This window comes from Pseudomonas sp. CCC3.1, assembly GCF_034347405.1.
GTDB lineage: Bacteria > Pseudomonadota > Gammaproteobacteria > Pseudomonadales > Pseudomonadaceae > Aquipseudomonas.
The window spans coordinates 3,649,100-3,674,599 of sequence record NZ_CP133778.1; the positions used below are offsets into that span (position 1 = coordinate 3,649,100).

Below are 25,500 nucleotides of genomic sequence, written 5' to 3' on the forward strand. Positions count from 1 at the left end.
AACCTGCGACAGCTCCTTAGGTTCCAGCTACATTGAGTGCGCCTAATCTATTGAAGGGAGCCATTCATTGAGCCCACGCCAGCAATTCGCAGACCTGCACGCTCGCGACAGTCTATTCATCATGCCTAACGCATGGTGTGAAGGCAGCGCGCGGTTGATTCAGCACTTGGGTTATTCCAGCATCGGCACCACTAGCGCGGGTATCGCTTATGCGCAGGGTTTTCGAGATTCTTCACCGCAGATGGACGACGAGAGCAGGTTCGCCAGCATTGAGCGAATCGTTCGTGCGGTCGATATTCCGGTCAGCGCAGACCTTGAAAATGGGTTGGCGAACAGTCTTGAAGGCGTTGAACGCACCTTCAAACGCGCTGTTGAAATAGGCTGTGCTGGCGCCTCGATTGAAGACATCGCCAGCTATGAGGATTCGGCCAATCCATTGTTCTATGGCCAAAATGAAGCCTGTGACCGTGTACAGGCCGCGTGCGAAGCCGCTCACAGTCTTGATCGCAGTTTCATTGTGACGGCCAGAACAGACTACCTGCTCGGCGCACACTACTCGTTGAGCGAGGTCATCACGCGCCTGTGTGCGTTTGAACAAGCCGGCGCCGACTGCTTGTTTTCGCCAGGCCTGAGGTCGATTGAGGACGTGAACACGGTTCAACGCATGCTGACCAAACCCTTGAATGTGCTGCCCATGCCGGGCATGAGTATTGAGCAGCTCAAGGGCGCAAACGTGCGCAGGATCAGCCTTGGCAGCGCGTTGTTTCGAGCCGCTTATGCGCAGATTTCAGAGGTGTTGCAGGGGCTTGAGCAGCCGGACGGGCTGGACTTTATGAAGGACACCCTGAGTTTCAAGCACCTCAACGAGGTGATGCGTTGAGTGTTGCCGCGCAAGGATGAGGCATAAATTGTTGCGGACCCTGTGCGTCTATAAGAGACACCCATTGCGCTGAAGCGGCCAACCCCTTAGCGGTAACATTTTTTTACAACTCAATCTTCGGGTTTTCGACATCTCATACGTCCTACATGGATAGCAATCGCATTCTCAATCGCGATTACACACCTGCTCAGCCGTGAGTCTGTCGTCCCCCATGTCCAAAAAATCCCGTTCCAAGGTCTGGTTCCTGGTCCACAGCTGGTTAACGCTGCCGATCTGGTTCTTCGTGTTGATTGTCTGCGTCACCGGCACATTGGCAGTGGTCAGCCAGGAGATTGTGTGGCTGGCCACCCCTGAAGCCCGTGCCACGCAGCCGTCGGATGACGCGCCGTTGCTCACGTATGAGCAGGTGTTGACTGCCATTCACAAGGCCGAACCCGCATTGGCGGTACAGTCGATCAGCCGCCCGGACGAGTCGCACTTCGCCCTGGTGGCCAGCGTGGTGTACCCGGACGGGCGCTCGCCGTCGCTGTATATCAACCCCTACACCGGGGCCATTCAGGGCGAGAGCCCAAGCTTTAATTTCCAGCAATTCACCCGTGCCCTGCATGGTTGGTGGCTGGTGCCGTTCACCAATGGCTACAGCTGGGGCTGGTACCTGGTGTCATTTCTCGGTCTGCCATTGCTGGGCTCCTTGATTACCGGACTGGTGGTCTACAAGAAATTCTGGAAAGGCTTCTTTAAACCCAATCTGCGCTTTAACCACGGCGCGCGGATTTTTTGGGGCGACTTCCATCGTTTGTGCGGGGTGTGGTCAATCTGGTTTATCGCGGTGATTTCCATCACTGGCCTGTGGTTTTTGATTCAGGCCTTTATGTTCGATAACCAGATTTCAATCTCGACCACGGGCAACCCGCCCGTAGTCGCCCGCGAAGATGTACCGATCATGCCGGACGGCACTCCCGCTCCGCAGATCAGCCTCGATCAGGCGGTGAAGATTGCCGCCGAGAAAATCCCCGGGCTTGAAGCGAGCTTTGTCAGCCTGCCGAGCAATGCTTACGGGCATATCGAAGTGGGCGGGCCAGGCTGGTACCCGCTGCTGTTCCAGACCGCTGACATCAACCCGTACAACGGCGTCATTGAAGGCTCGCGAATGATTGCCGACCGCTCGGGGCTGGAGCTGGTGACCGAATCCATGCGGCCACTGCACACCGGCGATTTTGGCGGGCTGTGGGTCAAGCTGATCTGGTTCTTCTTCGGCCTGGTGCTGAGCATGATGGTGCTGAGCGGCTTGCTGATCTGGACCAAACGCACCGCGCTGGCCACGGCCAACGCCCTTAAACGCAGCAACAAGCCTGCCCGGGTGCCGGTCAATACCCAGACCGTCACGGCCCGCAGCGCTCAGCCCGAGGAGGCCAATGTATGAGTAAGGCCGCAGCAGTACAGCCTTCTTCCGCACTCGGTCGCTGGTGGCTCAAATGGCGTTTTCACATCAATATTTTGCTGTTGCTGGTGCCGCTCGGGTTTATGCCCAAGTACTTTGCCGATGCGTCGCTGTTTCGCGGGGACAGCGGTTTGGGCGAGCGCGAAATCGGTACGGTGCAAGTCGGCCCATGGAGCCTGCAACTGGCAGAACTGCGCAACGAAGCCCCACGCCCTGACGGCCCGGCAGGCTATATGAAGAGCTTTAACGCAGCGCTGTGCGAGACCTGCATCGAGCAGGTCAAAGCCGCTTATTTGCGCATCGGCAAGCCCCGCAGCCTGCGCGCCGCCGGGGTGATTTTCTTCGGCACCCCATACCGCATGGGCGCCACGCTGCCGATCCCGGAACGCACTAAAGCCGATGCCGAACTGTGGATCACCCTTGAAGGGTGGGACGGCTCGATGCATCAGGCATCCATTCCCCTGAGCGAAGCGTCACCGGCAACCCTCGCCTGGCTGGCTCAACAAGGAGGCAAACGATGAGTTCGCACCTGTTTAAACACCCTGTGCGCCTGGCAATCGCCGTAGCCTTGCTGGGCTTCGGCGGGCAAGCCATGGCCCACAACCCGATGTGTGAGTGCAAGGAAATCGAAAGCGGACAGATCCGCTGTACCGGCGGATTTTCAGATGGCAGCGGCGCACCCGGTGTGACGCTGGACGTGATCGGCTACGACGAAACCATTTTGGTGCCGGGCAAGCTGGGGGCGGATTCAACCCTCACGTTCGAGCGCCCGGCTTCCGAGTTTTATGTGCTGTTTGACGCAGGCCCCGGCCACATCGTTGAAATCGACCAAGCCGACATCGAGGCCCCATGAGTACTCAAGTCGTGCGCCCGGCCGGAGCTGGGCATGAAACCCTGTATGTGCTGCTGTTGTGCCTGGTGATTCTGTGCGTGGCGGGCTCGGTGGTGGCCTGGCGTCATGAGTCGCAAGAAACCACCTCGGTCGCGGCCCATCAACTGGATGCCCGGCGCGACTTGAATGCCGCCGAGCAAGGCATTTATGCCGACTTGCGGGTCACGCTCGACGAGATCCAACTGCTGCGCGAAGAGGCCAGCGCCCTGCCCCAGCCCGAGCAATTGGCCGAAGAAGGCTTTGCGCCCTTTGCCAGCGACGCCAGTTCGGTCAGCCGCGGCAACCATGCGTGGCAATTGTTGGGCGAGCAGGCGTACCTGGGCGTGAGCCCAAAGCCTGAGGTCGCGGGCTCGTTTTTAATGCGCATCAGCGCGCAGCCCGATGTCTGGCTCAACCGCAACGGCACTGTCAGCGCCCCCACCGACTTTAGCGATGCTGCGCTGAATCAGGCCGGCTGGCAGCAAGTGATCGCGCAATTCGATGCCGGGGTGACTCGCCAGCATCGGCACTGAACCCACCGCTTTACCTGAGAGAAGACTGCTCGCCATGTCCATTTCATCTGTTTTGCGCCGCCGCACCTTGCTGCTGGCTAGCCTGTTGGCTCTTTGCCTTTCGCCACTGGCTAATGCTGACACCCCGGCTCCGCTGGCCAAGCCGCTGCGCATTGGCATCACCTTGCACCCGTATTACAGCTACGTGGCCAATATCGTTGGCGACAAGGCCGAAGTCGTGCCGCTGATTCCGGCAGGCTTTAACCCGCATGCCTACGAGCCACGCGCTGAAGACATCAAGCGTATCGGCACGCTGGATGTGATCGTCCTCAATGGCGTCGGTCATGACGATTTCGCCGACAAGATGATCGAAGCCAGTGAAAAGCCGAACATCCCGGTGATCGAAGCCAATGAAAACGTGCCGCTGCTGGCAGCCACCGGCACCGCCGCGCGTGGCGCAGGCAAGGTGGTCAACCCGCACACTTTTTTGTCGATCAGCGCCTCGATTGCCCAGGTCAATAACATCGCTCGCGAACTGGGCAAACTCGACCCGGCCAACGCGAAAACCTACACCGCCAATGCCCGCGCCTACGGCAAGCGTCTGCGCCAGATGCGCGCCGATGCCCTGGCCAAGCTGACTCAAGCACCCAACCCCGACCTGCGCGTGGCCACAGTGCATGCGGCCTATGACTATTTGTTGCGTGAGTTCGGCCTCGAAGTCACCGCCGTGGTTGAGCCCGCGCATGGTATTGAGCCAAGCCCTAGCCAGTTGAAGAAAACCATCGACCAACTGCGGGCACTGGATGTGAAAGTGATCTTCTCGGAGATGGACTTCCCGTCCACTTACGTTGACACCATCCAGCGCGAATCCGGGGTCAAGCTGTACCCGCTCTCGCACATTTCGTATGGCGACTACACCGCCGACAAGTACGAAAAAGAAATGACCAACAACCTCAATACCGTGGTCAGGGCCATTCAGGAGTCCGGCGCATGACGGCGGCAGAACATATCGCCGTACAGGCAACCGGGCCAGGGGTCGAGTTTGATCAGGTGTCGCTGACCCTGGGCCGTACTGCCATTCTGGACCGCGTCAGTTTCAGCATTCGGGCAGGCAGCGTGCATGCGCTGGTCGGCCCCAATGGCGGCGGCAAAAGTTCGCTGATCAAAACCCTGCTCGGGCAAATGCCGCATCAAGGCCAATTGCGCCTGAACTGGGCCAGCGAGCCAGGGCTGATCGGTTATGTGCCGCAAGCGCTGGAGTTTGACCGGGGCTTGCCAATGACCGTGGACGATTTCATGGCCGCCATGTGCCAGCGGCGCCCGGCTTTCATGGGCCTGTCGCGCAAGGTCGCTCCACAGATTGGCGAGGCGCTGGAACGAGTCGGCATGCAAGACAAACGCAAACGGCGCATGGGTGCGTTGTCGGGCGGTGAGCGCCAGCGAGTGCTGTTGGCCCAAGGCCTGATCCCGGCCCCGCAATTGCTGGTGCTGGACGAACCGATGTCTGCGCTGGACGAGGCCGGTGCGCACGTGTTTGAACGCCTGCTCAATGAGTGGCGCCAAGCTGGGGTCACGGTGGTGTGGATCGAGCACGACCTGGCCGCCGTTAAACGCTTGGCAGAGCGCGTGACCGGGCTCAATCGGCAGATTCTGTTTGATGGTCCGCCTGAACAAACCCTTAGCCCGGAACGCTTGCTGACGCTGTTTTCGACCCATCCCAAGGCCAACGGGAGCACCCTGTCATGAGCTATGAAGCCTTCCGTTTGATGGTTCAGGGCTGGGCCACGGCCGGGTATCTGCCCGAAGTGCTGGCCTACGGATTTGTGGTCAACGCGCTGCTGGCAGGCCTGCTGATCGGCCCGGTACTGGGCGGGCTCGGAACCTTGGTGGTGGTCAAGCGTTTCGCGTTCTTTTCCGAAGCCGTGGGCCACGCCGCCCTGACGGGCGTGGCCATTGGCATTTTGCTTGGCGAACCCTATACCGGGCCGTACGGCAGCCTGTTCGGCTATTGCCTGCTGTTCGGGATTTCGCTCAATTACCTGCGCAATCGCACCGGTTTGGCGCCAGACACCCTGATCGGCGTCTTCCTCTCTGTGTCGCTTGCCTTGGGTGCCAGCCTGTTGCTGGTGCTGGCGGGCAAGATCAACGTGCACATCCTTGAAAACGTCCTGTTCGGCTCGGTATTAACCGTCAACGGCAACGATTTACTGGTGCTGGCGATTGTCGGTGCTCTGGTGCTGGGCCTCAGCCTGCCACTGTACAACCGCATCATGCTCGCCAGCTTCAACCCGCAACTGGCCGCCGTGCGCGGGGTGGCAGTGAAGTCGCTGGACTACCTGTTTGTGATTCTGGTGACGCTGATCACCGTCGCTGCGGTCAAGGTGATTGGCGCGATCCTGGTCGGCGCACTGCTGGTGATTCCGGCGGCGGCGGCGCGCTTGCTCAGCCAGTCACTGAAGGGCTTTTTCTGGATCTCGGTGCTGATCGCCACGATCAGCACCTTGTGCGGGATCTTGCTGCCCATCGTCTTCGACCTACCGATTCCGTCCGGCGCCGCGATCATTCTGGTGGCCGGTATCGCCTTCGCCCTGGCCGCCATTGCCCGTGGCGTGGTGCCTAGCCTGAAAGGGAATATTGGATAAATGTTCACTCTGCGCAAACTGACCCTGGCAATCGCCATCACTGGCCTGCTCAGCACCCCGCTGCTGGCGGCCACGCCCAACGCACAGCCGGTGCGCATACTCGCCAGCTTGCCGATCACCTACGGCTTGAGCGATTTGCTGCTCAAGGACAGTGGCGTGACCCTCGAACGCGCGGCGGCCGCCAACCTGCCCGGCAGCCGACAAAGTGCCTACTTCAGCGGGCGCGGCGCCCCGGCGCTGCAAAAAATGGCCGAAAACGCCGATGCTGTGGTGGGTTTGCGCTCGCTGTGGAGCGACGACCCGCTGTACCCAATGGCGCGACGCAGCAACATTCGCATCGTTGAAGTCGACGCGGCACGCCCGGTAGACGGCAGCTTGCCGGGCATTGCTGTGCAACCCGGCGTACACAGCGATGGCCTGAACAGCCAGCCGTGGCTGGCCAGCAACAACATGGGGCGCATGGCCGACGTGATCGCCGCAGACCTGGTGCGCTTGGCCCCGGCGGCAAAACCTAAGATTGAGGCCAACCTCGCCAACCTGAAACAGCGCCTGCTCAAACTCAGTGCCAACAGCGAAGCACAGCTGGCCAAGGCCGATAACTTGAGCGTGGTGAGTGTCTCGGATCGACTCGACTACTTGATCAGCGGATTGAACCTGGAGCGGGTTGAAGTGGCGCACAAAAGCGATGAGCCCTGGACGCCTGAAGCGTTGAAAGCCCTGACGCAAACGCTCAAGGACAATGATGTCGCGCTGGTGCTGGACCATCGCGAGCCCCCGCCAGAACTGAAAGCGGCGATTACTGAGGGCGGCAGCCAAATCGTGGTGGTGAACGCTGAAGGTGCAGATCCGGTGGCTGAGTTGCAGGGCGCTATTGATGCGATTGTCGAAGCTCTGTAGCGCAATCTGGGGGTTGCATTAAAGCTGGCTGAGTTTTACAACTGGGTTTAGAGAAGGCGGCTGTCGAGAGATGGCCGCCTTTTTTTGTCGGTGGGTTTGAGGTTAAGGCCCCCGGGCAGCCAGTTCCGCTTCGCGGGCGGCGATGGCGCGTTCTAACTCAGGAGAGCGTTTGGCCCATTGCTCGGGAGGGAGGGGTTTTGACCATTCGATGATTTCTGGGCTAGAAAATTCAGGGAGTGGATATAGCTTTAATCGTTCAAGCGCATCGATAAGAAAGGTATTGAAGATAAATACTCCGCAGAAACCCTCCCACACCAACGTCATAAACCAGCCTTTACGTTCAGCAGCGATAAACAGACTGTCCACATAAGTAGCCAGTATGCCTTTGGGGTGATGAAACCTAGCGCTATTATCTTTTACAACCTGCGGTCCAATCTCCATGTAACTGCGCATACACTCCCACTGCGCCATCGCTCCCTCACTTTTGCCGCAGTTAAATCCAAAAAAGAAGTTCTTATTTTCTTGCTCGGCATTTAAATCCGGATTATCAAAACCTACAAATAGCATCCCCATTGAATGCGGGCCTACTTGGCTGACAGTTGAGTGCTCAGACGTTACGGCGGTTACCGACTCCCACGGCACAATCCAGCATTTACCATTTTCACGAGGAACACAGACTTCTCGGCGCTGGCGATTGAAACGAATGGGTAATGGGGTTGGTTGAAATAAACTGTAGATCAACATCAATATAGGTATACCCACAATTATCCCCCCAAGCAGAAATATGTAATGACTGAGTTGCGGTGAAACATCTTTAAATCCTATACCTAACCCCAGAAAAAGTATCACCAATGGCCATAACACCATTAATCCAGAGCCAACGCTGTAACTCCCAATATCTAAATACACATCATTCTTGCGCCAAATAACATTAACCATGTCAACAGCCGCCTCACCCGTAGGTATAGCTAGAGGTGCCAGGTAATCTTGTTGAGAAAACAGGCCTTTTTTGCTCGTACCTGCAGTTGGCACGCTCATCGTTTGATCCTTGGCTGCAAGAAAATTGAACCTTGTTGCCCCCCCAATGGATAACGCTTTGTGCTGTCCAACTCCGGTGTTGGGTCATTACGCAAGGCGATTACTCCAGTGGCAGCGCTCAATGTGAACGCGACACCTCGTTCTCCCCCCACAAAATTGAGGGCGCCAAGCATTGAGGTCAATGGGGTTTGGTATCGCAAGCGCAAAGAGACTTTAGTGAGTTGCGAACCGAACAAGTTGGGCACCGTGTTGAATGGGCCGCTCAATCGTAAACCCTGGCCTTGGGTATACGGAATCCAATCGCAACGACTGTGGTGTATCCAACAGTCACCAATGTCTTGCATAGGATCTTCGCGAGAGTATTTCCCCTCACCACTTTTTATCCGCTCGCGCATCGCCAGAGTATCCAGCGGGTTACCAATCATGGTGATATCTAGATAAACATTACTAGGCTCGGCCCCTGGTAGGTCTATGGTGAGTGTCTTGATCGCACTTTTCATTACACCTGACTGCAAAGAATTCATCACACTCTTTGGCTCTACGGATTCAAAGCTGACTCTAGGGGTGTAAAGAATGCCGTATAAACGATTAAGTTCGTCTTGCTGGGCATCAAATGTTATTGAGCTAAGATCGTTAGCGCGAGATTTTGACCAGCAGCAATAATTCAGAAAGTTCTGCATAGGTGTTTGCTGCAAGTACCAAGCGATCAGGTAAAGCACACCCAGCACAGCAATCAGAAAATTAAGCGGCCCCATCCAAAATAAGAATCGTGAAAGCGCAACTGCAGAACTTAAATTTCCACTGAGAGCTCTCAAAGTGTAAATCACTCCATTGAGTGTTACAGCCCCAAAAGTAGCAATTTGACCACCGACTACGTTTTTACGCATCTCTAGCCACGGATCGATAGAATCTTGCGAATTTTCAAGTTGCTCTTGCAGTGATAAATACTCTGCTAAGGCAGCAACAGTTGATAATCCACCAATAATCGCGCCTAAAAGAGTCCTTACTGGCGTTACAGATAAACCTATCGAAAACCGAGCAGTCTTACTCACCTGACTATCAATCACCGCCACCAACGCTGCCCCGGTATATAACGTCGCAGATGCTGTGTCATATATCCGTTGTTCATCCATCCCTTCCAGCACTTCGACCTGCCCCAAATAATTACTGGCATTCCAGCTATTGAGCAGCAACGCTGTCAAAGCGATTAAACCTCCACTGTTTTTAACTGCCACAGAGTCGACAATTTTTGAAACCTGGCCACGGCCGATGGCTTTACCCGTGGTATTGACCCATTGAGTAAGGTCTTCCGCAGCTTTGCCAAATTGCTGCAACACCTGATATTTGCCTTGGCTAATTAACCGCAGGCCAATTTGGTGAGCGGCTCGGGTGGCAGTCATGATGGCCAGCCACGGCCCTTTCAGCGGTTCTCCTGCTTTGCTGCTGAGCAACAACAAAGATGCGCTCAGGCGTTTTACAAGCGTGTTCCAAAGGCTATTGGTGTTGCCAGCCATCGTACTGAGGCCAGAGAGAATGTTGATACCCTGTGGCCCCAGCACCTTACTCATAGCAGCCATTGCATTGGCCTGATTTTCAATTTCCAGCGCTGCCATCAATTCAGTCGCACGGCTGCTGGTATTGACCGCGCCCTCAAGTGTGGGGCTCCAGCCGTAAAACAATTGCCGCAACGCCCCGTCATCCGCACTGCGCACGTACTCTGCGTATTGTTCAGCGCCGACTTTGCGCAAGCACTGCGCGCTGAGGCAGGCCAAGGCCAACTCATCAAGCCATTGGCGGTGTTCGCTGTCGTGGTAATCCACAAACCACGTGCCGCTGTGGTGTCGCAGCAAGTACACGCCACGGTCGGTATATAGAGCTTCGTGTCGTTGTTGCAGGTGTGAAAAATGCTTCGGGGCGGTTTGGTCGAGCCAATGATTCATGGCAGGCAAGTCGATGTATTGCTCAACCTTGTCGGAGGTGTGTTTGTTTTTCAGGTTGTTGACTTTGCTTTCCTGGTAATCGCGCACCACTTGCAGCACTTCGTCGTGCAAGTGAAGGGGGATAAACCCGCGGATCGGCGCGACTGCCGCTTGTTCGCGAAGTTGTATTTCAGCCAGTCGGGTGTCGGCTTCTGCGTTGCTGTGGGTGGTGCCGCGTCGGATGTTGGCGGTGTAGCGCTCTCTCGCCAGTTGCTCCAGTCGGGTGCGCGCATTGAGCAGCATTTGCGCTTGCTCACGCGTCAGTTCAATGTCCTGCTCTCGGTAGCGGTAAATCAACATCCCGACAACTTCGCTGGGATCTTCTGTAATCAAGCTGCGAACAAAGCCGCCAATACTCAGCCGCAAGTTGTTATCGGCTTGCCATTTTTCGTGCCGCGATTCTACTTGTTCTTGTTCGTGGTTAATGTCGCGCAGTACCCCGAGATCATCGTCCAAGCACGCCAGCACGGTGTACAAGCCGCGTGATTGGGTATGGGCGATTTCCATCAGGCTTTGGGCTGTGGTCGGTGCCCATGGCACGGCACTCCACTCGCCCGGCGCGGGTATTTCAGCCGGAACCGGAGGGTACTTGGCGGCGATTTTCGCGCGTTCGCTGAGCCAACGCTGGGTGTCGGTATAGGCTTTGATCGTGTCGGGCGTTGGGTCTTTGATCGCCTCCTTGCCCAGTTCATCCGCACAGGTTTGCAGTGTGGACTGATTGCGCTGGTAATCGATCGCCAGCGCCATGTCATATAGCTCGGGGATCAACTCGCCCATCACGCTTTTGGCATCTTTAAGCGGCACGCAGTGCGGCGCTTGCAGGGTGTTCGCAACCTGCCGTAAATCAAGACGGCGCATGCGTTGGGCGCGAATTTCTGGCTCGGTGAGTTGTTCGCAATAGGTCGAGTTCAACGGAATTTCGCTGTAGAGCATCCAGGCGTCCTGGTGCTTGTCCAACGCGATACCGCTCAAGGTGCCAAAATTCACGACGGTGTCATCGTCTTCCAGCTCTTGTACGCGCAGCAGGTGGTTTTGGGCCATGGTGTAGCGCTGAAGTGGCCCCTTGCCCTGCCACACATAGACAAAGCCCGACCGTAATAGACGGGCGGCCATCGGGTGGCTTTGGGTCTCTACCCCCGGTTGGAAAGCCGGATGGCTTACAGCCTTGACCCCAAACTGAAACTCCGAGTGTTTGACGGGCTCTTCGCTGAGGGCGTAACGCACCGGGACGACAAAGATCTGCGGCTGACTGGCCGGACATTGCTGCACGGTGCTGTTGATGTCGACGTGTTCGCGGGCACTGGCTGCGCGTCTGGCTTCAGCCAGATTGACCACTGTGGCAAGGCTTTTATCGAAGCTCATACTGCGCTCTCCTTGGGCGAAAACTGCGAAATCAATTCGTCCAACACCTGTTCCAGACGCCGCTCAGGCGATGCATCGCGCTGGCTCAGCAACTGGCGATACACTTCGTGGCCCTGCCCGTCGGGAAACTCATCGCCAAAGGCCGCATATACACTTGCCCAGGCCATCACTTCGTCGTCTGCGCTGTAGCCCTGACGCGCCGCATTACGCTGACAACCCTGCGCCCACGCCTGCTGTGCCTGCGCATCAAGGCCCTGCAAACAATGGGGAAAGTAACGCTGACAATGGGCAACAAGGTGTTGCGTGAACAGTTCACGCTGGGCTTTACAAAGGTGTTCCAACGTTTGTGCACTCAAACTCAGCCAAGGCGTTGCCGCATAGTGGCCGCACGGCTGATCAGGTTTTTTTTGATGGATAACAAACCCATCGGGCAATCGGATACAGCGCACAGGCCCCATCAGCCGATCACGCTCGGCCTCGGCCATATCCGCCAGCCACAGCCGGGTAATGCACGGGTCGTAGTAGCGGAAAAAAGCGCTGACATCGCCCTCCAGCCGGACATGGATCAGGCTGCGCAGATGCTCAACCACGTGGATCTCATTGGCGTCAGATTCCAGCCAGATGCCTGCCCTGGTCTCCCATTCGTCGACAAAGGTGCTCGCCAGGGCACTGCCCGGCTCAACGGGGACTAACACCGGGCCAAAAGAAGCCATCTCGGCGTAGCAGGTGGTCAGATACAGCGAATGTGTGACGGTGATTTTGGCCAGCTCAAACAGGCGCGGATAGAGATTTGGGATCAGGTTGCTGTCGAGCAACAGGTAGGCGCGAGTCATGCTTGACCCTCCTTGAGTGTTTGGCAGGCCAGGCACACGGGTGCTTTTTTGGCACTTGCGCTGAGAAAGGCTTGTTGCTGAGACTCGAGCGCCGCGGCGGTCATTTCTTCCACCGAATCTGTCACCGCCAACAACGCAGGTAAGCCCGGTATCGGCACGCCGCCGGGCAAGATTGGCGTACTGCTATAGATACCAAGCGGGGTCAGCATCAGGTGTTGCCCACCCGCCATCAGGGTCATGCTCGCGCCGCCGTTCACCACCAGCGTGGCCCCGGCTTTGATGTGCGCGTGCACCCCGGCTTCAATCGCCATCACCAGACCGACGCGGGTGTGGCTGGTCATGGCGACGGTAGTGAAGTCATTGCTCTGGATTTCAACCTTGCGGTCGCCACTGATGGTCTGCTGGTCTTCTGCCCCAAGCTCCACCACGTTGTTGCCAACGATGGTCTCTTCACGCTTGCCGTCGACCTGCACGTGGCTGTCGTTTTCGATGTGTTGCGCCATGTCGCGCTGGGCGTGCAGGTAGATTTTTTCCTGACCTGTGCGGTCTTCGATGCGCAACTCGTTGTAGCCGCCACCGCCCGGTGTGCTGCGACTGCGAAAGACGCTTTGGGTTTTCTCGGCCGGCAACTTGAGTGCGCTCGGGGTCATGCTCGACACCAGGCAGCCCGACACCAGCGGCTGGTCGACGTCTCCTTCGAGGTAGCTGACCAATACTTCCATCCCCACTCGGGGGATGGTCACCGCGCCGTAGCTGTCACCTGCCCAACTGGAGGCGACACGCAGCCAGCAACTGCTGCTGTCGTCGTCCGCCCCGCTGCGATCCCAATGAAAGCTGACTTTGATTCTGCCGAACTGATCGCAGTGGATTTCCTGATCAACTGGCCCGGTAACCCGAGCCGTCTGGTTGCCATGGAGGCGCGGCTTGTCGAAAACGACAGCCGAGCGGTAGGTCACGTTCTCGGGAGTGGCAAGAAAGCGGTTGCGGTAGCCCTGGGCAAAGTCCAGTGAATGCTCGATCTGCGATTGACCGCCCTGCTCTTCCAGCACCTGCGGCTGCTTGCCTTCGTGATGGACGTGAGTCAACAACCACGGCGCATTCCAGTCGCTGTAAGGGTGCTCACTCAGGGTTAAAAAATGGCCGCTGCTCAAGCTCGGCTGATCACTGTGGCCGCTGGCCTGACGGTCATCGCTCTGATGCTGCTCCAGGCTTCTCTGGCTTTGGCGTTCGCCGTGTGCGTCGTTGTTGAAGCGGCCGGGGTAGGTGTAATGCTCAAGCGGGCGCCGATTGGAGTCGGCGCGGCTATCGGCTTGCAGCGTGCGACTGGCCGTCTTGAAATCGTAATCGCGACGCAGGGTGCTGTTGGTCCAGGTCTTCAGGCGCAGATCAAAGCGGTCGACTGCCGCTTCTTCGGCCACCATGCCACCGCTTTGCACGAAGGGCGTCGCCCGCGCCAGCGGAGTGAAAGCCGCCTGTCCATCACCGAACTGCAAGTAATGGGCGTCGGACGAATGCTTGAAGTGATAGTGAATACCCTCCTCAAAGCACAGCCGTTGGATGAAGTGCAGGTCTGATTCGCCGTACTGCACGCAGTATTCACGCGGCGTGTAGGTCGATTGCAGGGTAAAGCCGTAAATCGTGCCGAGAATGCCGTGCTCTTCGAGCAGGGTTTCGATGATCTGCTGCACGGTCTTGTTCTGAAAAATACGATGATTAGTGCGGTGCTCAAGGTAAGCCAAACGCGGGACCAGCGTCAGACGATAGACACTCAAGCGCTTGCAGGGGCTGTTTTGAGCGATGCGATAGATCTGCCCGTGGACGCCATGGCCCTGTCGATCAAACCCCAGAAAGGCCGAGGTGTGCAGCAACGCTTCGAGGTCCAGATCAGCGCGATCACACACCAGTTCAACGTCAAACGAGAAGGGGCTGCTGATCGCTTCGTCACCGCTGAATGCCAGCACCTGGACCGGGTGAACGTCTGCATTGAGGGTCAGACTGAACGTAGTGTCGCGAGCAATTGCGGGCATCCATGACTCCTCTGACGTACGGGCTTACTTCAAAGGAAGCAGCCTCGACACAAAGGGGTGAACGCTAAAGGATGGGCGCGGGAGCGGATGTAGGACACGTCTGTAATTCGCGGAAGAAACAGGCCTTACTTCCAGCTATAAAAACGAGCTTGCGAGCGATCATTTAAAAGATCAAAAGATCGCGAGACAAGCTCGCTCCTACAAAGAGCAGACAGCAGGCGTGTCTTTAGTGTGTGGCCGCTGCATCCATTTTCTGGCGCAGGCTCAGCGGCCGCATGTCGGTCCAGACTTCTTCGATATACGCCAGGCACTCAGGCTTGAGGCCACTTTTACCCACCGCTCGCCAGCCATTGGGGATGGCCTTGTAATCAGGCCAGATCGAGTATTGATCCTCGTGGTTGACCACTACCTGAAAGAGGATGTCGTCGCGGTCAAATACTGAACTCATGTGCGGGTCTCCGTCGCTGTAAGGGGTATCAATCTAACGTTTGATCACGGCCAGAAATTAGAGCTGGATAATGGCTGCCGCCATGGCATTGCCAAAGATCGCCGCCACCTGGTCGATTTCACTGGCCGTGATGATCAGCGGCGGCAAGAAACGCACCACGCTGCCCTGACGCCCGCCCAGTTCCAGAATCAATCCGCGCTTGAGGCATTCTCGCTGCACCAGCGGCGCCAGTCGGGCAAACGCTGGCGGGTGGCCAAGGGCATCGAGCTTGCCCGCCGGGTCCACCAGTTCGACCCCGAGCATCAGGCCCCGGCCGCGTATATCACCCAACTGCGGAAAATCGCGTTGCAGGATATGCAGGTGTTCGCTGAGACGATCACCCATGGCCGTCGCGTGCGCGGCAACGTTGTGCTCCTTGAGATAACGCATCACCGCAGAACCCGCAGCCATGGCCATCTGGTTACCTCGGAAGGTCCCGGCATGCGCCCCCGGCAGCCAGGTGTCGAGCCATTCGCGATACACCACCACCGCCAGCGGCAAGCTACCGCCAATAGCTTTGGACAGCACCACCACGTCCGGAATGATGCCCGCATGCTCAAAGGCGAACATCTTGCCGGTACGGGCAAAACCGCTCTGGATTTCGTCAACGATCAACGCCACGCCCGCTTGCTCGGTGATGCGGCGCAAACCGCGCAACCAGTCGAGGTCTGCCGGGATGACCCCGCCCTCGCCCTGCACCACTTCGACGATCACCGCGGCCGGTAATTGCACCCCGGCTTCGGGGTCACTGAAGAGGTTTTCCAGGTAGTGCAAATTGGCTTGCACACCCGGCTTTGCGCCCAGCCCGAACGGGCAACGGTAGTCGTAGGGGTACGGCATGAATTGCACGCCATTATTGAGCAAGGCAGCCAATGGTTTTTTCGGGCCCAAGCTGCCCATCAGGCTCAGGGCGCCTTGGCTCATGCCGTGATAGCCGCCCGAAAAGGACACGATGGTGTTACGCCCGGTCGCCGTGCGGACCAGTTTCAGCGCGGCTTCCACGGCGTCGGTGCCGGTCGGCCCGCAAAACTGGATTTTCGCCTCGCAGGTAAAAGCAGCAGGCAGCAGGCCGAACAGGTCTTGTACAAACTGGTCTTTGACCGGCGTGGTCAGGTCAAGGGTGTGCAGCGGCAGCTCATCGGTCAGCACTTGCTGGATCGCCGCGATCACCACCGGGTGGTTGTGCCCCAGCGCCAAGGTGCCAGCGCCAGCCAGACAGTCAATGAAGCGTCGGCCTTCGACGTCCTCGACGTACAAACCCTTGGCCCGTTTGAGGGCCAGTGGCAGGCGTCGAGGATAGCTGCGAGCGTTGGACTCCTGACGGCTCTGTCGAGCCAGCAACGGGGACTCTTCAAACGTGTACAGCGTTTCAACCGAATGATCTTCAACAAGGCTGGTAGCGACTGACATTCCTGGGACCCTCAATACGCTGATGAGATTGACCAAAACTTTCCTGTTTTGGAAACGCATCAGCGCACTGAGGATTTAGCGAGCCAGCGCAAATCTCCTGTAGGCGTTACAACTTATTGCGGCGTACAAAGCGATAAGCCACGCCCAGCACCACAAACCATACCGGCACCAGGTACAGCGCAGCACGGGTATCGTCTTCAAGGGCCAGCAACGCAAGGATGAAGGCGAAGAAGGCCAGGCAGACCCAGACCATGACTTTGCCGCCCGGCATTTTGAAGATCGATGCACGGTGCAGGTGATCGCTGCGTTTGCGGTACGCAAGGTAGGACAACAGGATCATGGTCCAGACGAACATGAACAGGGTTGCCGAGACCGTGGTGATCAGGGTGAACGCGTCCATCAGGTTCGGCACCAGATAAATCACCAGCGCACCCACTAACAGGCACGTGCAGGAAAAGATCAATCCGTTGGAAGGCACAGCGCGTTTGGACAGGTTCTTGAACGTGCTCGGCGCATCGCCATCAATCGCCAGGCCGAACAGCATGCGGCTGGTTGAAAACACCCCGCTGTTGGCCGAAGACGCGGCAGACGTCAGCACCACAAAGTTGATGATCCCCGCAGCGGCAGGCAAGCCAGCCAGAACGAACAATTCAACGAACGGGCTCTTATCGGCGACCACGTCACGCCAAGGGGTCACGGCCAGGATGGCAATCAGCGCACAGACATAGAACATGATGATGCGCAGCGGAATGGAGTTGATGGCCCGTGGCAGGTTGCGTTCCGGGTTCTTGGTTTCGGCGGCGGTTGTCCCGACCAGTTCAATCCCGACAAAAGCAAAGACGGCAATCTGAAAGCCAGCGAAAAAACCCATGACGCCGTGGGGAAACATGCCGCCGTCGGTCCATAGGTTGCTCAAGGCCGCCGTATTTCCGGCAGGCGACTGGTAAGCAGTGATCACCATGTACAGGCCGGTGCAGACCAGTGCGCAAATGGCCACGATCTTGATCATGGCGAACCAGAATTCAAGCTCACCGAACATCTTCACAGTAATCAGGTTCAGCGACAGCAACACCGCCACGCAGCCGAGTGCCGGTAGCCACAGCGGGATATCCGGGAACCAGAATTGGGTGTAGCCGGAAATGGCGATCACATCGGCGATACCGGTGACGATCCAGCAAAACCAATAGGTCCAGCCAGTGAAATATCCCGCCATTGGCCCCAACAGGTCAGCCGAGAAGTCGATGAATGACTTGTACTTGAGGTTGGATAACAGCAATTCGCCCATGGCGCGCATGACGAAGAACAGCATGAAGCCGATGATCATGTAGACAAAGATGATCGAAGGACCGGCCAGGCTGATGGTTTTGCCTGACCCCATAAACAGGCCAGTGCCGATGGCGCCACCAATGGCGATCAACTGAATATGGCGATTGGACAAGCTGCGTTTGAGCTCAGGCTCTTCACCGTCAGGTCGGTGATCAAGCGTGGATTGCTTCATGGTGCTTCCTCATCTTGCTCTTGTGCGCGAATCCTCTAAGCCCTAAACACAGGGTTTAGCGCTTCGGACAAGGGATACCGGCATGTTCTATGCCAAGCCTGCAAACACGGTTGGGGCGACGGTTTTCCATCAGAGGGGTGCATGCTAGCGGAATGAAATCACTCCAGAAAAGCGCTTTTTTCAAAGGATTCAGCGAGATGCGAGGCTGGTAGAGATGGGGTTTGCGCTCCATGGCGTGAAATCATGCCATTGGAGCGCAATCGAACCGGCGTGCCGGGCCCTGACTGGATGCGTCGCCATCGCACGACCAAGACTGCGAGTTAGTTCAGGTAATAACCCCGTTCAGGCTGTTTGCAATGGCATACGCAATTCAACCCGTAAGCCATCGGGCTGGCTGTCGAAGTTCAAATCACACGCGCAACGCTCAACAATCGCCTGCACAATCGCCAGCCCCAAACCACAACCGTTGCTGTTGCCATTGCGCCAGAAGCGCTGAGTCATATGTTGCAAGGTTTCGGGCGTCAGGCCGGGGCCGTGGTCGCGCACCACGAAAAATACGTTGCTGCCTTCTGCGCGCAAGGTGAGTTCAACCTGAGTGTCTGCTGGAGTATGGCGCAAGGCGTTGTCGAGCAAATTGCGCAGAGCGGCAATCGCCAGCACCGACGGCACTTTCAGGGCGTTGTCCGGCACGTTGTCGGCCAGTTGCAAACGAACCCGATCAGATGCGCCACTCGCAGCATCGTGAATCGCCAGACGCGCCACTTGCTCGGCTGAACACTGCACGCCGTCATCAAACGACAAGCTGCCTTCAACCCGCGCCAACAGCAGCAACTGTTCGAGAGTGCGGTGCAAACGATCCGCCCCGGCTTCGGCGTGAGCCAGAGATTGATCGCGCGCCGCGCCGTCGGTCATGCGCGCGACTTGCAGATGGGTCTTGATCGCTGTCAGCGGGCTGCGCAACTCGTGGGCCGCGTCACCGGTCAGTCGCCGTTCGCGCTCGATGGCGTTGGCGATGCGGGCAAACAATTGGTTCTGCGAGTCCAGCAAGGGTTTCAACTCGCTGGGTAACGGGTTGATCTGCAAGGGTTGCAGCGAGTCGGCATCGCGGCGCATCAAGGCATCGCGCATGCGATTAAGCGGCGCCAGCCCCTGCCCGATGCCGAACCACAACAGCAGCAAACACACAATCAGCGCCATGCCCACCGGCACCGAGGCCGCAAGCAGCACCGAGAGATTCAAGGCCTCGCGCTCGACCTGCCGGTCGCCCGTGGTAATGCGCACATCGCCACGGTCCAGAGTGAAGGTTCGCCAGACCGCACCGTCAATCATCTGGTCATGAAATCCGGCCGCCTCCGATTTCATTGGCTGGTCGGGGGTGTTGTGGCTGCGGGCCAGCACTTCGCCGCGCAACGAACTGACCTGACACGCCATGCCGCCGGGGATGGTCAACTGTTCGGCACTGAAATGGGTGCCCTCGCCTTTGACCGGCAATTGCGGCAACTGCTCAAGTAGCCCCGCCACCATGCGTGCCGAAGCCACCAGACGCTGATCGAGCGAGAACATCATTTGTTGACGCAAGTCGCTGAGCATCCAGGCAGCCGCCAATGCCCAGATCAGCACAAACGCCGAGCCGATGGTCAGGCTCAAACGCAGACGCATGCTCATCATGGCTGCTTGGCACCGTCAGCAGCGCCCAGGCGATAACCCAGGCCGCGCACGGTTTCAACGATGCCATTGCCCAACTTGCGTCGCAGGTGGTGGATATGAACGTTCAGGGCATTGCTCTCCAGTTCGTCGCTAAAGCCGTAGATGCTGTCTTTGAGTTGCTCGGCAGACAGCACCCGCCCGCGGTTGTGCAGCAAGGCGTGCAGCAGCGCCTGCTCACGACGCGACAAGTCCACCGGTTGGCCTGCCAGCAAGGTCTCGCGACTGCTGGGGTCGTAGCTGAGCTGGCCATGCTCGATCAAATTGACGCTCCGTCCGGCCACGCGGCGCAATAGGGTGTGCAAGCGGGCGGCCAGTTCGCGCAGATCAAAGGGTTTGAGCAAGTAGTCATCGGCCCCGGCTTGCAGGCCATTAACGCGGTCGGTCACCGAGTCCCGGGCCGTCAGCACCAGCACCGGCAGTTCTAAGCCTTGCTGACGCAATTGTTGCAACAGTTTGAGACCGTCTTCGTCAGGCAAGCCCAGGTCCAGCACCATCACATCGAATTCGGCAGCCTTGAGCATGGCCCGTGCGGCGCTGGCAGTGCCGACACGTTCAACCGTCAGCCCCTGCGCCGTAAGCCCAGCCACAATGCCGCTGGCAATCAGTTCATCGTCTTCACAAACCAGTACGTGCATGCTGATACCCGCGTAAATGTGCCGATTAAGAAACCATGAGATTAAGGGCGGATTATGTAGGGCACTGCAACGCTTGGTGCCATATATATGTAGTGCACACCCTTTGGACAAGAACCCTACCCTACGTCCTGCATAACGCAAATCGGACTTGATCTTCTTAAAGGGTATTTTTCATGTCGCTACCAAATAATCTTTCTGCATGGCTTTTTGAAGGGCTTTCGCCTGCGGACACACCTCGCGACAAAGGCATGCGTCTCTATGAGCTGGGCAGCTATAAACAAGCGCTGCATTTTCTGCAAGCACCGGACGCCAAACTCGATGACGAAGCCCTGTTCGTCCTTGGCAGCATTATTGAGCGCGACCCGTCTGCCATGCTGGTCAGCATCGAAGCGTTAGAACACAGCATCAAGCAGACTGAACAAGCTGACCTTAAGGGGCCTGAAAGCGAACTGTTTATTGCCCAGGCAAATAGCCAGATCCTCGAACTGCAAAACGCCTTCAAAGCGCAATACATGACTCACTACCAAGCGGCTGCCGAGCAAGGCAACATTGACGCCATGCTGCGCCTTGGTGGAGCGGTCTGGAACGAAAGAGCCGCCCTGCAACTTGATAGCGGAGTACTAAAGGATGATCCCGAAGCCCTGCTGAACATGTACGCGCTGACCAAAAATACCCATTGGTTGAAGCGCTCAGCAGAGACGGGCAATGCCGTCGCGCTGTACTTGATTGCGGAGTTCTACGACAACAGCCCTGCCCCGTCTAACACGCCTGTCGACATGCACGTACACATCACTGATTCTTTGAAAGCCTCTGCCTTGGGCGGCTATCCACCGGCCATGTTCTGGTACGCCAACCGCATAGAACACCGCGCCAACTTCGACCTGATTCAGCTATGGCGTGTTAAAGAGGCGCAAGCGGGCAGTGTGAATGCTGTGGCCCGCTATGCTATGGCACTTTGCGGGTTCAATGGCGATGCAGAACACAATGACCTCGATAGCGGGTTTGCCGCCGACGAACTGAAGGGGTTTGGTCTGTTATGGCTCATCAGCCAGATAGAGGGTCGCGAACATGACCCGTACGATGTTCAAGGCATTGTCCAGCGGCTCAGCAAAAACCTGACCCTTGAGCAGATAGAAACAGCCAAAGCACTTGCCCATGACTGGAATAGCGAGTTCCCTCTGGTTTCCGAATTCCGTATGCGGGCGTGCCTTGTTTAGGTTCTGTACGAAATGTTTTCGAGCGAAGGTTAGGCAAGGCGAAACAGGCGAGGAAGTGGGGTTTACGTGTTGTAAATGAGCATTCCGAACCTGTCTTCAACGCCGCAGAACCAAGCGCAGATATATCGTAGAGAGCCTAAAGCTGTTGTCAGTTTCGCGCCCGTATTAACACTCGGTTAATCAATGGCCCCCAAGGTATTGCCTATTCGTAAAGATCAAGGCTGCGCGCATGTATCGTTTGTTTACTTTTGTATTTTTGTGGGTGGCGGCATTAAGCCATGCCCAAGCCAATAATGACCCTTTTGGACAACAAGCCGATTTTTTGCCCGTAGCCAAGGCCTTTGCATTCAGCACCGAACCCTTACCCTCGGGCGAAACCCGCCTGCAATGGCAGATTGCCGATAAATACTACCTGTACCAAAAACGCTTCAAGTTCGACGGGCTGGACGAGGCGCACACGCCGGTCCTGCCCCAGGGACAGGAGCACAGTGATGAGTTTTTCGGCGCCTCGCAGGTGTACCGCGATGCTGTCGAGGTCGTGATTCCGGCAGGTGCCAGCGGCCAGGTCAAAGTGACGTGGCAAGGCTGCGCCGATGCCGGGTTGTGCTACCCGCCGCAAAGCCAGATGGTTGATTTGGGCGGGGCACAGCCCGTTGCCGCGCAAGGCCAGGCCCAGGACCAGTCACTGGCAGCGAGCCTGCAACAACGTTCACTGGGCTGGAGTTTATTGCTGTTTTTCGGTCTAGGCCTGCTGTTGGCCTTCACCCCGTGCTCACTGCCGATGCTGCCGATTCTGGCAGGTCTGGTAGTCGGCAGCGGCGCCAGCGCCGGACGTGGTTTTGCAGTCGCGGGCAGCTATGTGGTGAGCATGGCGCTGGTGTATGCAGGCTTGGGTGTACTGGCGGCCTTGCTCGGCGCCAACTTGCAGGCACTGCTGCAACAACCCTGGTTGCTCGGCAGTTTTGCCGCACTGTTCGTGGTGCTGGCGTTGCCCATGTTTGGCTTTTTTGAATTGCAGCTGCCTTCAGCCCTGCGCGACCGCCTCGAAAGCGCTGGCCGGGGCCGCAAAGGCGGCAGCCTGTTGGGTGCGGGCATTCTCGGGGCCTTGTCCGGCCTGCTGGTCGGCCCGTGCATGACCGCCCCACTGGCTGGCGCCCTGCTCTACATCGCGCAAAGCGGCAATGCCGTCGAGGGTGGGCTGGTGCTGTTTGTGATGGGTGTCGGTATCGGTATGCCGTTGTTGTTGCTGGTAACCGTGGGCAGCCGTTTCTTGCCCAAGCCGGGGGCCTGGATGGACCTGATGAAAGGTCTGTTCGGCTTCCTGTTCCTGGGCACCGCCTTGCTGCTGGTGCGCCCGGTTCTCAGTGAAGCGTTGTGGCTTGGGTTGTGGGGCGTACTGCTGATTATTCTCGCCAGCAGCCTGTGGCAACAAGCCCAGCATTTTCTGCGGGCCAAACCGTTGTTTAGTCCGCTGAGTCTGCTGGCCGGGATCTGGGGCAGCCTGATGCTGGTGGGCGCGGCAGGAGGCGGTACTGACCTGTGGCAACCGTTGCAGGTGTATACCGCCAAAACCGTAGTCGGCAGCACTGTCAGCCCGGCCCATGGCGACTTCATGACCCTTAGCAATCCGGCCAGCCTTGAGCGTGAACTGACCAGCGCCAAGGCCGAAGGGCAATGGGTATTGCTCGACTACTACGCCGACTGGTGCGTGTCGTGCAAAGTCATGGAAAAACAGGTGTTCTCCAAACCGCAGGTGCAAGAAGCCTTGCAAGGCGTGCGGCTGTTGCGTCTCGACGTGACCGCCGATAATGTCGCCAGCCGCGAACTGCTCAGCCGTTATCAAGTGCCTGGCCCGCCCAGCTTTGTCTGGATCGGACCCAACGGTATTGAGCGTCGCGGACAGCGGATTACCGGCGAAGTCAACGCCGAGACCTTTTTGAAAAACTGGAACGCCACTCGGGAACTTCCTTAAATGCTCACCCTGACCATCGGTTCGTTTGCCTTGGCAATTCACCACCTGCTGCTGATTCTGGCTCTCGCCCTGGCGACGCTGGTGGGCTGGCAGGTCGCCAAACGTGGCGGCGAGAACCCTGAGTCAGTGCTGTTCGGTCTGTTTTTGCTGGGTTTGCTGGTGGCGCGTATCGGGTTTGTACTCGCCTTTTGGCAGCACTTTCAAAACAACCCGCTAAAAATGCTCGATCTGCGCGACGGCGGCTTTATGGTCTGGCCGGGGCTGTTGGCGGTGGTCGCCGGTGCCGTGCTCTGGGGCTGGCGCCGCGCGGGCTTGCGCCGACCCTTGGCCTGGGGCTTGAGCAGCGGCTTGGTGTTCTGGTTGCTGGCCAGCATTTCTTCAAGCCTCTACGAACAAGGTACGCGCCTGCCTGAAATCGCCTTGCGCAACGCCAATGGCGAGTCCGTGCAACTGAGCAGTTATCAGGGCGGCCCGCTGGTCATCAACTTGTGGGCCACCTGGTGCCCACCGTGCCGGCGGGAAATGCCAGTGCTGCAAAACGCGCAGAATCAGAATCAAGATGTGACGTTCCTCTTCGTCAACCAGGGCGAAAGCATGCAAAGCGTCAGCACGTTTCTTGAAACCCAGGGGCTTAACCTGAGCAACGTGCTGTTCGACAGCGGTGGCCAACTGGCGCAAAAAGTCGGCTCCATGGCCTTGCCGACGACTCTTTTCTATAGCGCTGACGGTCGTCTGCTGCGCAGCCACCTTGGCGAGTTGTCTGACGCCAGCCTGGCACAGGCGATGGAAAGCTTTAATAAAGAACACTCAAAGTCAGCCCAGCAGGCTGACCCAGCAAGGAATACGCAAACATGCCTGACCGCAAACTGTTAACCCTCAGTCTGACCGCACTGCTCGGAGCGGCCCTGTTGCAATCGCCCTTGCTGCAGGCCGAAGAATTGCCTGCGGCCATCAAGAAAATCGAAGCCAAGGGGGCAAAAATCGTCGGCAGCTTTGATGCTCCGAGCGGCTTGAAAGGTTACGCGGCGCAATATCAAAACCGAGGCATGGCGCTGTACCTGACCCCGGACGGCAATGTGCTGGTGGGCAACCTGTATGACGCCGACGGCAAAGACCTGAGCCTGGCCCCGTTGCAAAAGCTGGTGTATGAGCCAATGGCCAAGCAAGTCTGGGCCAACATGGAAAAGAGCAACTGGATCGAAGATGGCAAAAAGGATGCACCGCGCATCGTTTACCTGTTCAGCGACCCGAACTGCCCATATTGCAACATGTTCTGGGAACAGGCCCGCCCATGGGTAGACTCGGGCAAGGTGCAGTTGCGCCACATCATGGTCGGAATTATCCGCGAAGACAGCCCGGGCAAATCTGCCGCGCTGCTGGCCGCCAAAGACCCGCAACAAGCCCTGCATGAACATGAGAAAGCCGGCAAGGCCAGCACCCTCAAGGCACTGAGCAAAATCCCGGCAGATGTACAGGCCAAACTGGATGCCAACGCCCAGTTGATGACTGACCTGGATGTCTCTGCAACGCCTGCGATTTTCTATCTGGATGAAGACGGCAACCTGCAACAGCAGCAAGGCGCACCATCGCCGGATAAATTGGTGAAGATTTTGGGGCCAAAGTAACTATCGCAGCCTCGTACCTCGACAGCGACTACGGGGTTAATGACGTCAAACGCCACCAGCGTGGTCGGATATCCTCGAACGAGTGGTACAACGGCGCCAGCGCGGCGCCGTTGTTGTCATCAAAGCCGCCAATCAGTAATGCAATCGTTGGCTCATCATCGATTGCGCCAATCGAACTTCCGCACGTTGGGCAAAAGGCTCTGCTGGAGTAATCAGAGGTTCTGAAGACCGAAGGAACACCTCCAGCCCCTACCCACTTGACCCGTTCTTGCGCAAACTCCACCCACACGACGGTCGGTGAGCCGGTATGCCGCTGGCAGGTTTTGCATGAGCAGGTATGAGCGTTTTCTGCAGGGCCCCGGGCTTCATAACGGATCGAGCCACAAACGCATCCGCCACTGTAATAAGTGTGTTCCATTCACAATTCCGTTGGCTTGCTGTCGAGATGCCAAGCGTAGCGAGAAGCG

At 57.6% G+C, this 25,500-nt stretch carries 23 protein-coding genes; 13 read left to right on the plus strand and 10 right to left on the minus strand.

From position 1 onward, the window contains the following. Positions 1 to 67: 67 nt before the first annotated feature. The 9 genes from RHM56_RS15975 to RHM56_RS16015 all read left to right on the plus strand — a co-directional run bounded on the left by RHM56_RS15975 (position 68) and on the right by RHM56_RS16015 (position 7,243). Complete coding sequence (locus tag RHM56_RS15975; RefSeq protein ID WP_322233763.1) at positions 68 to 880, plus strand: isocitrate lyase/phosphoenolpyruvate mutase family protein; 813 nt, start codon at positions 68 to 70, stop codon at positions 878 to 880. 211 nt (positions 881 to 1,091) lie between these two features. Beyond that, on the plus strand, positions 1,092 to 2,303 hold the full coding sequence (locus RHM56_RS15980) for a PepSY domain-containing protein (protein ID WP_322233765.1): 1,212 nt from the start codon (positions 1,092 to 1,094) through the stop codon (positions 2,301 to 2,303). After that, positions 2,300 to 2,842 (plus strand): thiamine pyrophosphate-binding protein, encoded by a 543-nt coding sequence (locus RHM56_RS15985; RefSeq protein ID WP_322233767.1) that lies wholly within the window; start codon positions 2,300 to 2,302, stop codon positions 2,840 to 2,842. The genes RHM56_RS15980 and RHM56_RS15985 overlap by 4 nt, the downstream gene beginning before the upstream one ends. Then, on the plus strand, positions 2,839 to 3,174 hold the full coding sequence (locus tag RHM56_RS15990; RefSeq protein ID WP_322233769.1) for a hypothetical protein: 336 nt from the start codon (positions 2,839 to 2,841) through the stop codon (positions 3,172 to 3,174). The genes RHM56_RS15985 and RHM56_RS15990 overlap by 4 nt, the downstream gene beginning before the upstream one ends. After that, on the plus strand, positions 3,171 to 3,725 hold the full coding sequence (locus RHM56_RS15995) for a DUF6162 family protein (protein ID WP_322233771.1): 555 nt from the start codon (positions 3,171 to 3,173) through the stop codon (positions 3,723 to 3,725). The genes RHM56_RS15990 and RHM56_RS15995 overlap by 4 nt, the downstream gene beginning before the upstream one ends. Positions 3,726 to 3,759: 34 nt before the next feature. Continuing rightward, positions 3,760 to 4,698, plus strand: coding sequence for a metal ABC transporter solute-binding protein, Zn/Mn family (locus RHM56_RS16000; RefSeq protein WP_322233773.1), 939 nt, complete (start codon positions 3,760 to 3,762; stop codon positions 4,696 to 4,698). Continuing rightward, positions 4,695 to 5,450 carry a metal ABC transporter ATP-binding protein gene (locus RHM56_RS16005; protein WP_322233776.1) on the plus strand — a complete coding sequence of 252 codons (756 nt, stop codon included), beginning with the start codon at positions 4,695 to 4,697 and terminating at the stop codon, positions 5,448 to 5,450. Before RHM56_RS16000 ends, RHM56_RS16005 begins: the two co-directional genes overlap by 4 nt. Continuing rightward, the gene (locus tag RHM56_RS16010; RefSeq protein WP_322233779.1) at positions 5,447 to 6,346 is read left to right on the plus strand and encodes a metal ABC transporter permease; all 900 of its coding nucleotides are present in this window, start codon (positions 5,447 to 5,449) and stop codon (positions 6,344 to 6,346) included. Before RHM56_RS16005 ends, RHM56_RS16010 begins: the two co-directional genes overlap by 4 nt. Then, entirely contained in the window at positions 6,347 to 7,243 is an 897-nt protein-coding gene (locus RHM56_RS16015; protein ID WP_322233781.1) for a metal ABC transporter solute-binding protein, Zn/Mn family, read from the plus strand. Positions 7,244 to 7,345: 102 nt separating this feature from the next. On the opposite strand, the gene RHM56_RS16020 is transcribed toward RHM56_RS16015, so the two are convergent. From RHM56_RS16020 to RHM56_RS16060, 9 genes are all read right to left on the minus strand, one after another. Next, positions 7,346 to 8,281, minus strand: coding sequence for a DUF6708 domain-containing protein (locus RHM56_RS16020; protein WP_322233785.1), 936 nt, complete (start codon positions 8,279 to 8,281; stop codon positions 7,346 to 7,348). Beyond that, on the minus strand, positions 8,278 to 11,622 hold the full coding sequence (locus tag RHM56_RS16025; RefSeq protein WP_322233789.1) for a toxin VasX: 3,345 nt from the start codon (positions 11,620 to 11,622) through the stop codon (positions 8,278 to 8,280). The genes RHM56_RS16020 and RHM56_RS16025 overlap by 4 nt, the downstream gene beginning before the upstream one ends. After that, complete coding sequence (locus RHM56_RS16030) at positions 11,619 to 12,455, minus strand: DUF4123 domain-containing protein (RefSeq protein ID WP_322233793.1); 837 nt, start codon at positions 12,453 to 12,455, stop codon at positions 11,619 to 11,621. The genes RHM56_RS16025 and RHM56_RS16030 overlap by 4 nt, the downstream gene beginning before the upstream one ends. Then, entirely contained in the window at positions 12,452 to 14,482 is a 2,031-nt protein-coding gene (locus tag RHM56_RS16035; RefSeq protein WP_322233796.1) for a type VI secretion system tip protein VgrG, read from the minus strand. The genes RHM56_RS16030 and RHM56_RS16035 overlap by 4 nt, the downstream gene beginning before the upstream one ends. Positions 14,483 to 14,708: 226 nt before the next feature. Then, a complete protein-coding gene (locus tag RHM56_RS16040; RefSeq protein ID WP_322233799.1) occupies positions 14,709 to 14,930 on the minus strand; it encodes an MbtH family protein in 222 nt (73 codons plus the stop codon). A gap of 57 nt (positions 14,931 to 14,987) precedes the next feature. After that, a complete protein-coding gene (locus RHM56_RS16045; RefSeq protein ID WP_322233801.1) occupies positions 14,988 to 16,379 on the minus strand; it encodes an aspartate aminotransferase family protein in 1,392 nt (463 codons plus the stop codon). Positions 16,380 to 16,485: 106 nt separating this feature from the next. Next, entirely contained in the window at positions 16,486 to 17,877 is a 1,392-nt protein-coding gene (cycA, locus tag RHM56_RS16050) for a D-serine/D-alanine/glycine transporter (protein ID WP_322233803.1), read from the minus strand. Between the two features lie 342 nt (positions 17,878 to 18,219). Continuing rightward, positions 18,220 to 19,545 (minus strand): ATP-binding protein, encoded by a 1,326-nt coding sequence (locus RHM56_RS16055; RefSeq protein ID WP_322233807.1) that lies wholly within the window; start codon positions 19,543 to 19,545, stop codon positions 18,220 to 18,222. After that, the gene (locus tag RHM56_RS16060) at positions 19,542 to 20,219 is read right to left on the minus strand and encodes a response regulator (RefSeq protein ID WP_322233809.1); all 678 of its coding nucleotides are present in this window, start codon (positions 20,217 to 20,219) and stop codon (positions 19,542 to 19,544) included. The genes RHM56_RS16055 and RHM56_RS16060 overlap by 4 nt, the downstream gene beginning before the upstream one ends. A gap of 173 nt (positions 20,220 to 20,392) precedes the next feature. Between RHM56_RS16060 and RHM56_RS16065 the strand changes: the two genes are divergently transcribed. The 4 genes from RHM56_RS16065 to dsbG all read left to right on the plus strand — a co-directional run bounded on the left by RHM56_RS16065 (position 20,393) and on the right by dsbG (position 25,033). Beyond that, positions 20,393 to 21,436, plus strand: coding sequence for a hypothetical protein (locus tag RHM56_RS16065; protein ID WP_322233811.1), 1,044 nt, complete (start codon positions 20,393 to 20,395; stop codon positions 21,434 to 21,436). Between the two features lie 229 nt (positions 21,437 to 21,665). Then, positions 21,666 to 23,408: a protein-disulfide reductase DsbD gene (dsbD, locus tag RHM56_RS16070; RefSeq protein ID WP_322233814.1), complete on the plus strand. Its 1,743-nt coding sequence runs from the start codon at positions 21,666 to 21,668 to the stop codon at positions 23,406 to 23,408. Then, positions 23,409 to 24,281 carry a TlpA disulfide reductase family protein gene (locus RHM56_RS16075; RefSeq protein WP_322233817.1) on the plus strand — a complete coding sequence of 291 codons (873 nt, stop codon included), beginning with the start codon at positions 23,409 to 23,411 and terminating at the stop codon, positions 24,279 to 24,281. After that, entirely contained in the window at positions 24,260 to 25,033 is a 774-nt protein-coding gene (gene dsbG / locus RHM56_RS16080) for a thiol:disulfide interchange protein DsbG (RefSeq protein WP_322233819.1), read from the plus strand. Before RHM56_RS16075 ends, dsbG begins: the two co-directional genes overlap by 22 nt. A 28-nt stretch (positions 25,034 to 25,061) precedes the next feature. Here dsbG and RHM56_RS16085 read toward each other — a convergent pair whose 3' ends face one another. Beyond that, on the minus strand, positions 25,062 to 25,451 hold the full coding sequence (locus RHM56_RS16085; protein ID WP_322233822.1) for a GFA family protein: 390 nt from the start codon (positions 25,449 to 25,451) through the stop codon (positions 25,062 to 25,064). Positions 25,452 to 25,500 lie beyond the last annotated feature (49 nt).

Excerpts from the sequence above, each read along its gene's own strand:
- RHM56_RS16085 (WP_322233822.1), bottom strand. The coding sequence starts at position 25,451 with ATGGAACACACTTATTACAGTGGCGGATGCGTTTGTGGCTCGATCCGT.
- RHM56_RS16010 (WP_322233779.1), top strand. The coding sequence starts at position 5,447 with ATGAGCTATGAAGCCTTCCGTTTGATGGTTCAGGGCTGGGCCACGGCC.
- RHM56_RS16045 (WP_322233801.1), bottom strand. The coding sequence starts at position 16,379 with ATGTCAGTCGCTACCAGCCTTGTTGAAGATCATTCGGTTGAAACGCTG.
- RHM56_RS16030 (WP_322233793.1), bottom strand. The coding sequence starts at position 12,455 with ATGACTCGCGCCTACCTGTTGCTCGACAGCAACCTGATCCCAAATCTC.
- RHM56_RS16035 (WP_322233796.1), bottom strand. The coding sequence starts at position 14,482 with ATGCCCGCAATTGCTCGCGACACTACGTTCAGTCTGACCCTCAATGCA.
- RHM56_RS16015 (WP_322233781.1), top strand. The coding sequence starts at position 6,347 with ATGTTCACTCTGCGCAAACTGACCCTGGCAATCGCCATCACTGGCCTG.
- RHM56_RS15980 (WP_322233765.1), top strand. The coding sequence starts at position 1,092 with ATGTCCAAAAAATCCCGTTCCAAGGTCTGGTTCCTGGTCCACAGCTGG.
- RHM56_RS16065 (WP_322233811.1), top strand. The coding sequence starts at position 20,393 with ATGTCGCTACCAAATAATCTTTCTGCATGGCTTTTTGAAGGGCTTTCG.
- RHM56_RS16040 (WP_322233799.1), bottom strand. The coding sequence starts at position 14,930 with ATGAGTTCAGTATTTGACCGCGACGACATCCTCTTTCAGGTAGTGGTC.
- RHM56_RS16020 (WP_322233785.1), bottom strand. The coding sequence starts at position 8,281 with ATGAGCGTGCCAACTGCAGGTACGAGCAAAAAAGGCCTGTTTTCTCAA.
- RHM56_RS15995 (WP_322233771.1), top strand. The coding sequence starts at position 3,171 with ATGAGTACTCAAGTCGTGCGCCCGGCCGGAGCTGGGCATGAAACCCTG.
- dsbG (WP_322233819.1), top strand. The coding sequence starts at position 24,260 with ATGCCTGACCGCAAACTGTTAACCCTCAGTCTGACCGCACTGCTCGGA.
- RHM56_RS16060 (WP_322233809.1), bottom strand. The coding sequence starts at position 20,219 with ATGCACGTACTGGTTTGTGAAGACGATGAACTGATTGCCAGCGGCATT.
- RHM56_RS15985 (WP_322233767.1), top strand. The coding sequence starts at position 2,300 with ATGAGTAAGGCCGCAGCAGTACAGCCTTCTTCCGCACTCGGTCGCTGG.
- cycA (WP_322233803.1), bottom strand. The coding sequence starts at position 17,877 with ATGAAGCAATCCACGCTTGATCACCGACCTGACGGTGAAGAGCCTGAG.
- RHM56_RS16055 (WP_322233807.1), bottom strand. The coding sequence starts at position 19,545 with ATGATGAGCATGCGTCTGCGTTTGAGCCTGACCATCGGCTCGGCGTTT.
- RHM56_RS16005 (WP_322233776.1), top strand. The coding sequence starts at position 4,695 with ATGACGGCGGCAGAACATATCGCCGTACAGGCAACCGGGCCAGGGGTC.
- dsbD (WP_322233814.1), top strand. The coding sequence starts at position 21,666 with ATGTATCGTTTGTTTACTTTTGTATTTTTGTGGGTGGCGGCATTAAGC.
- RHM56_RS16000 (WP_322233773.1), top strand. The coding sequence starts at position 3,760 with ATGTCCATTTCATCTGTTTTGCGCCGCCGCACCTTGCTGCTGGCTAGC.
- RHM56_RS15990 (WP_322233769.1), top strand. The coding sequence starts at position 2,839 with ATGAGTTCGCACCTGTTTAAACACCCTGTGCGCCTGGCAATCGCCGTA.
- RHM56_RS16075 (WP_322233817.1), top strand. The coding sequence starts at position 23,409 with ATGCTCACCCTGACCATCGGTTCGTTTGCCTTGGCAATTCACCACCTG.
- RHM56_RS16025 (WP_322233789.1), bottom strand. The coding sequence starts at position 11,622 with ATGAGCTTCGATAAAAGCCTTGCCACAGTGGTCAATCTGGCTGAAGCC.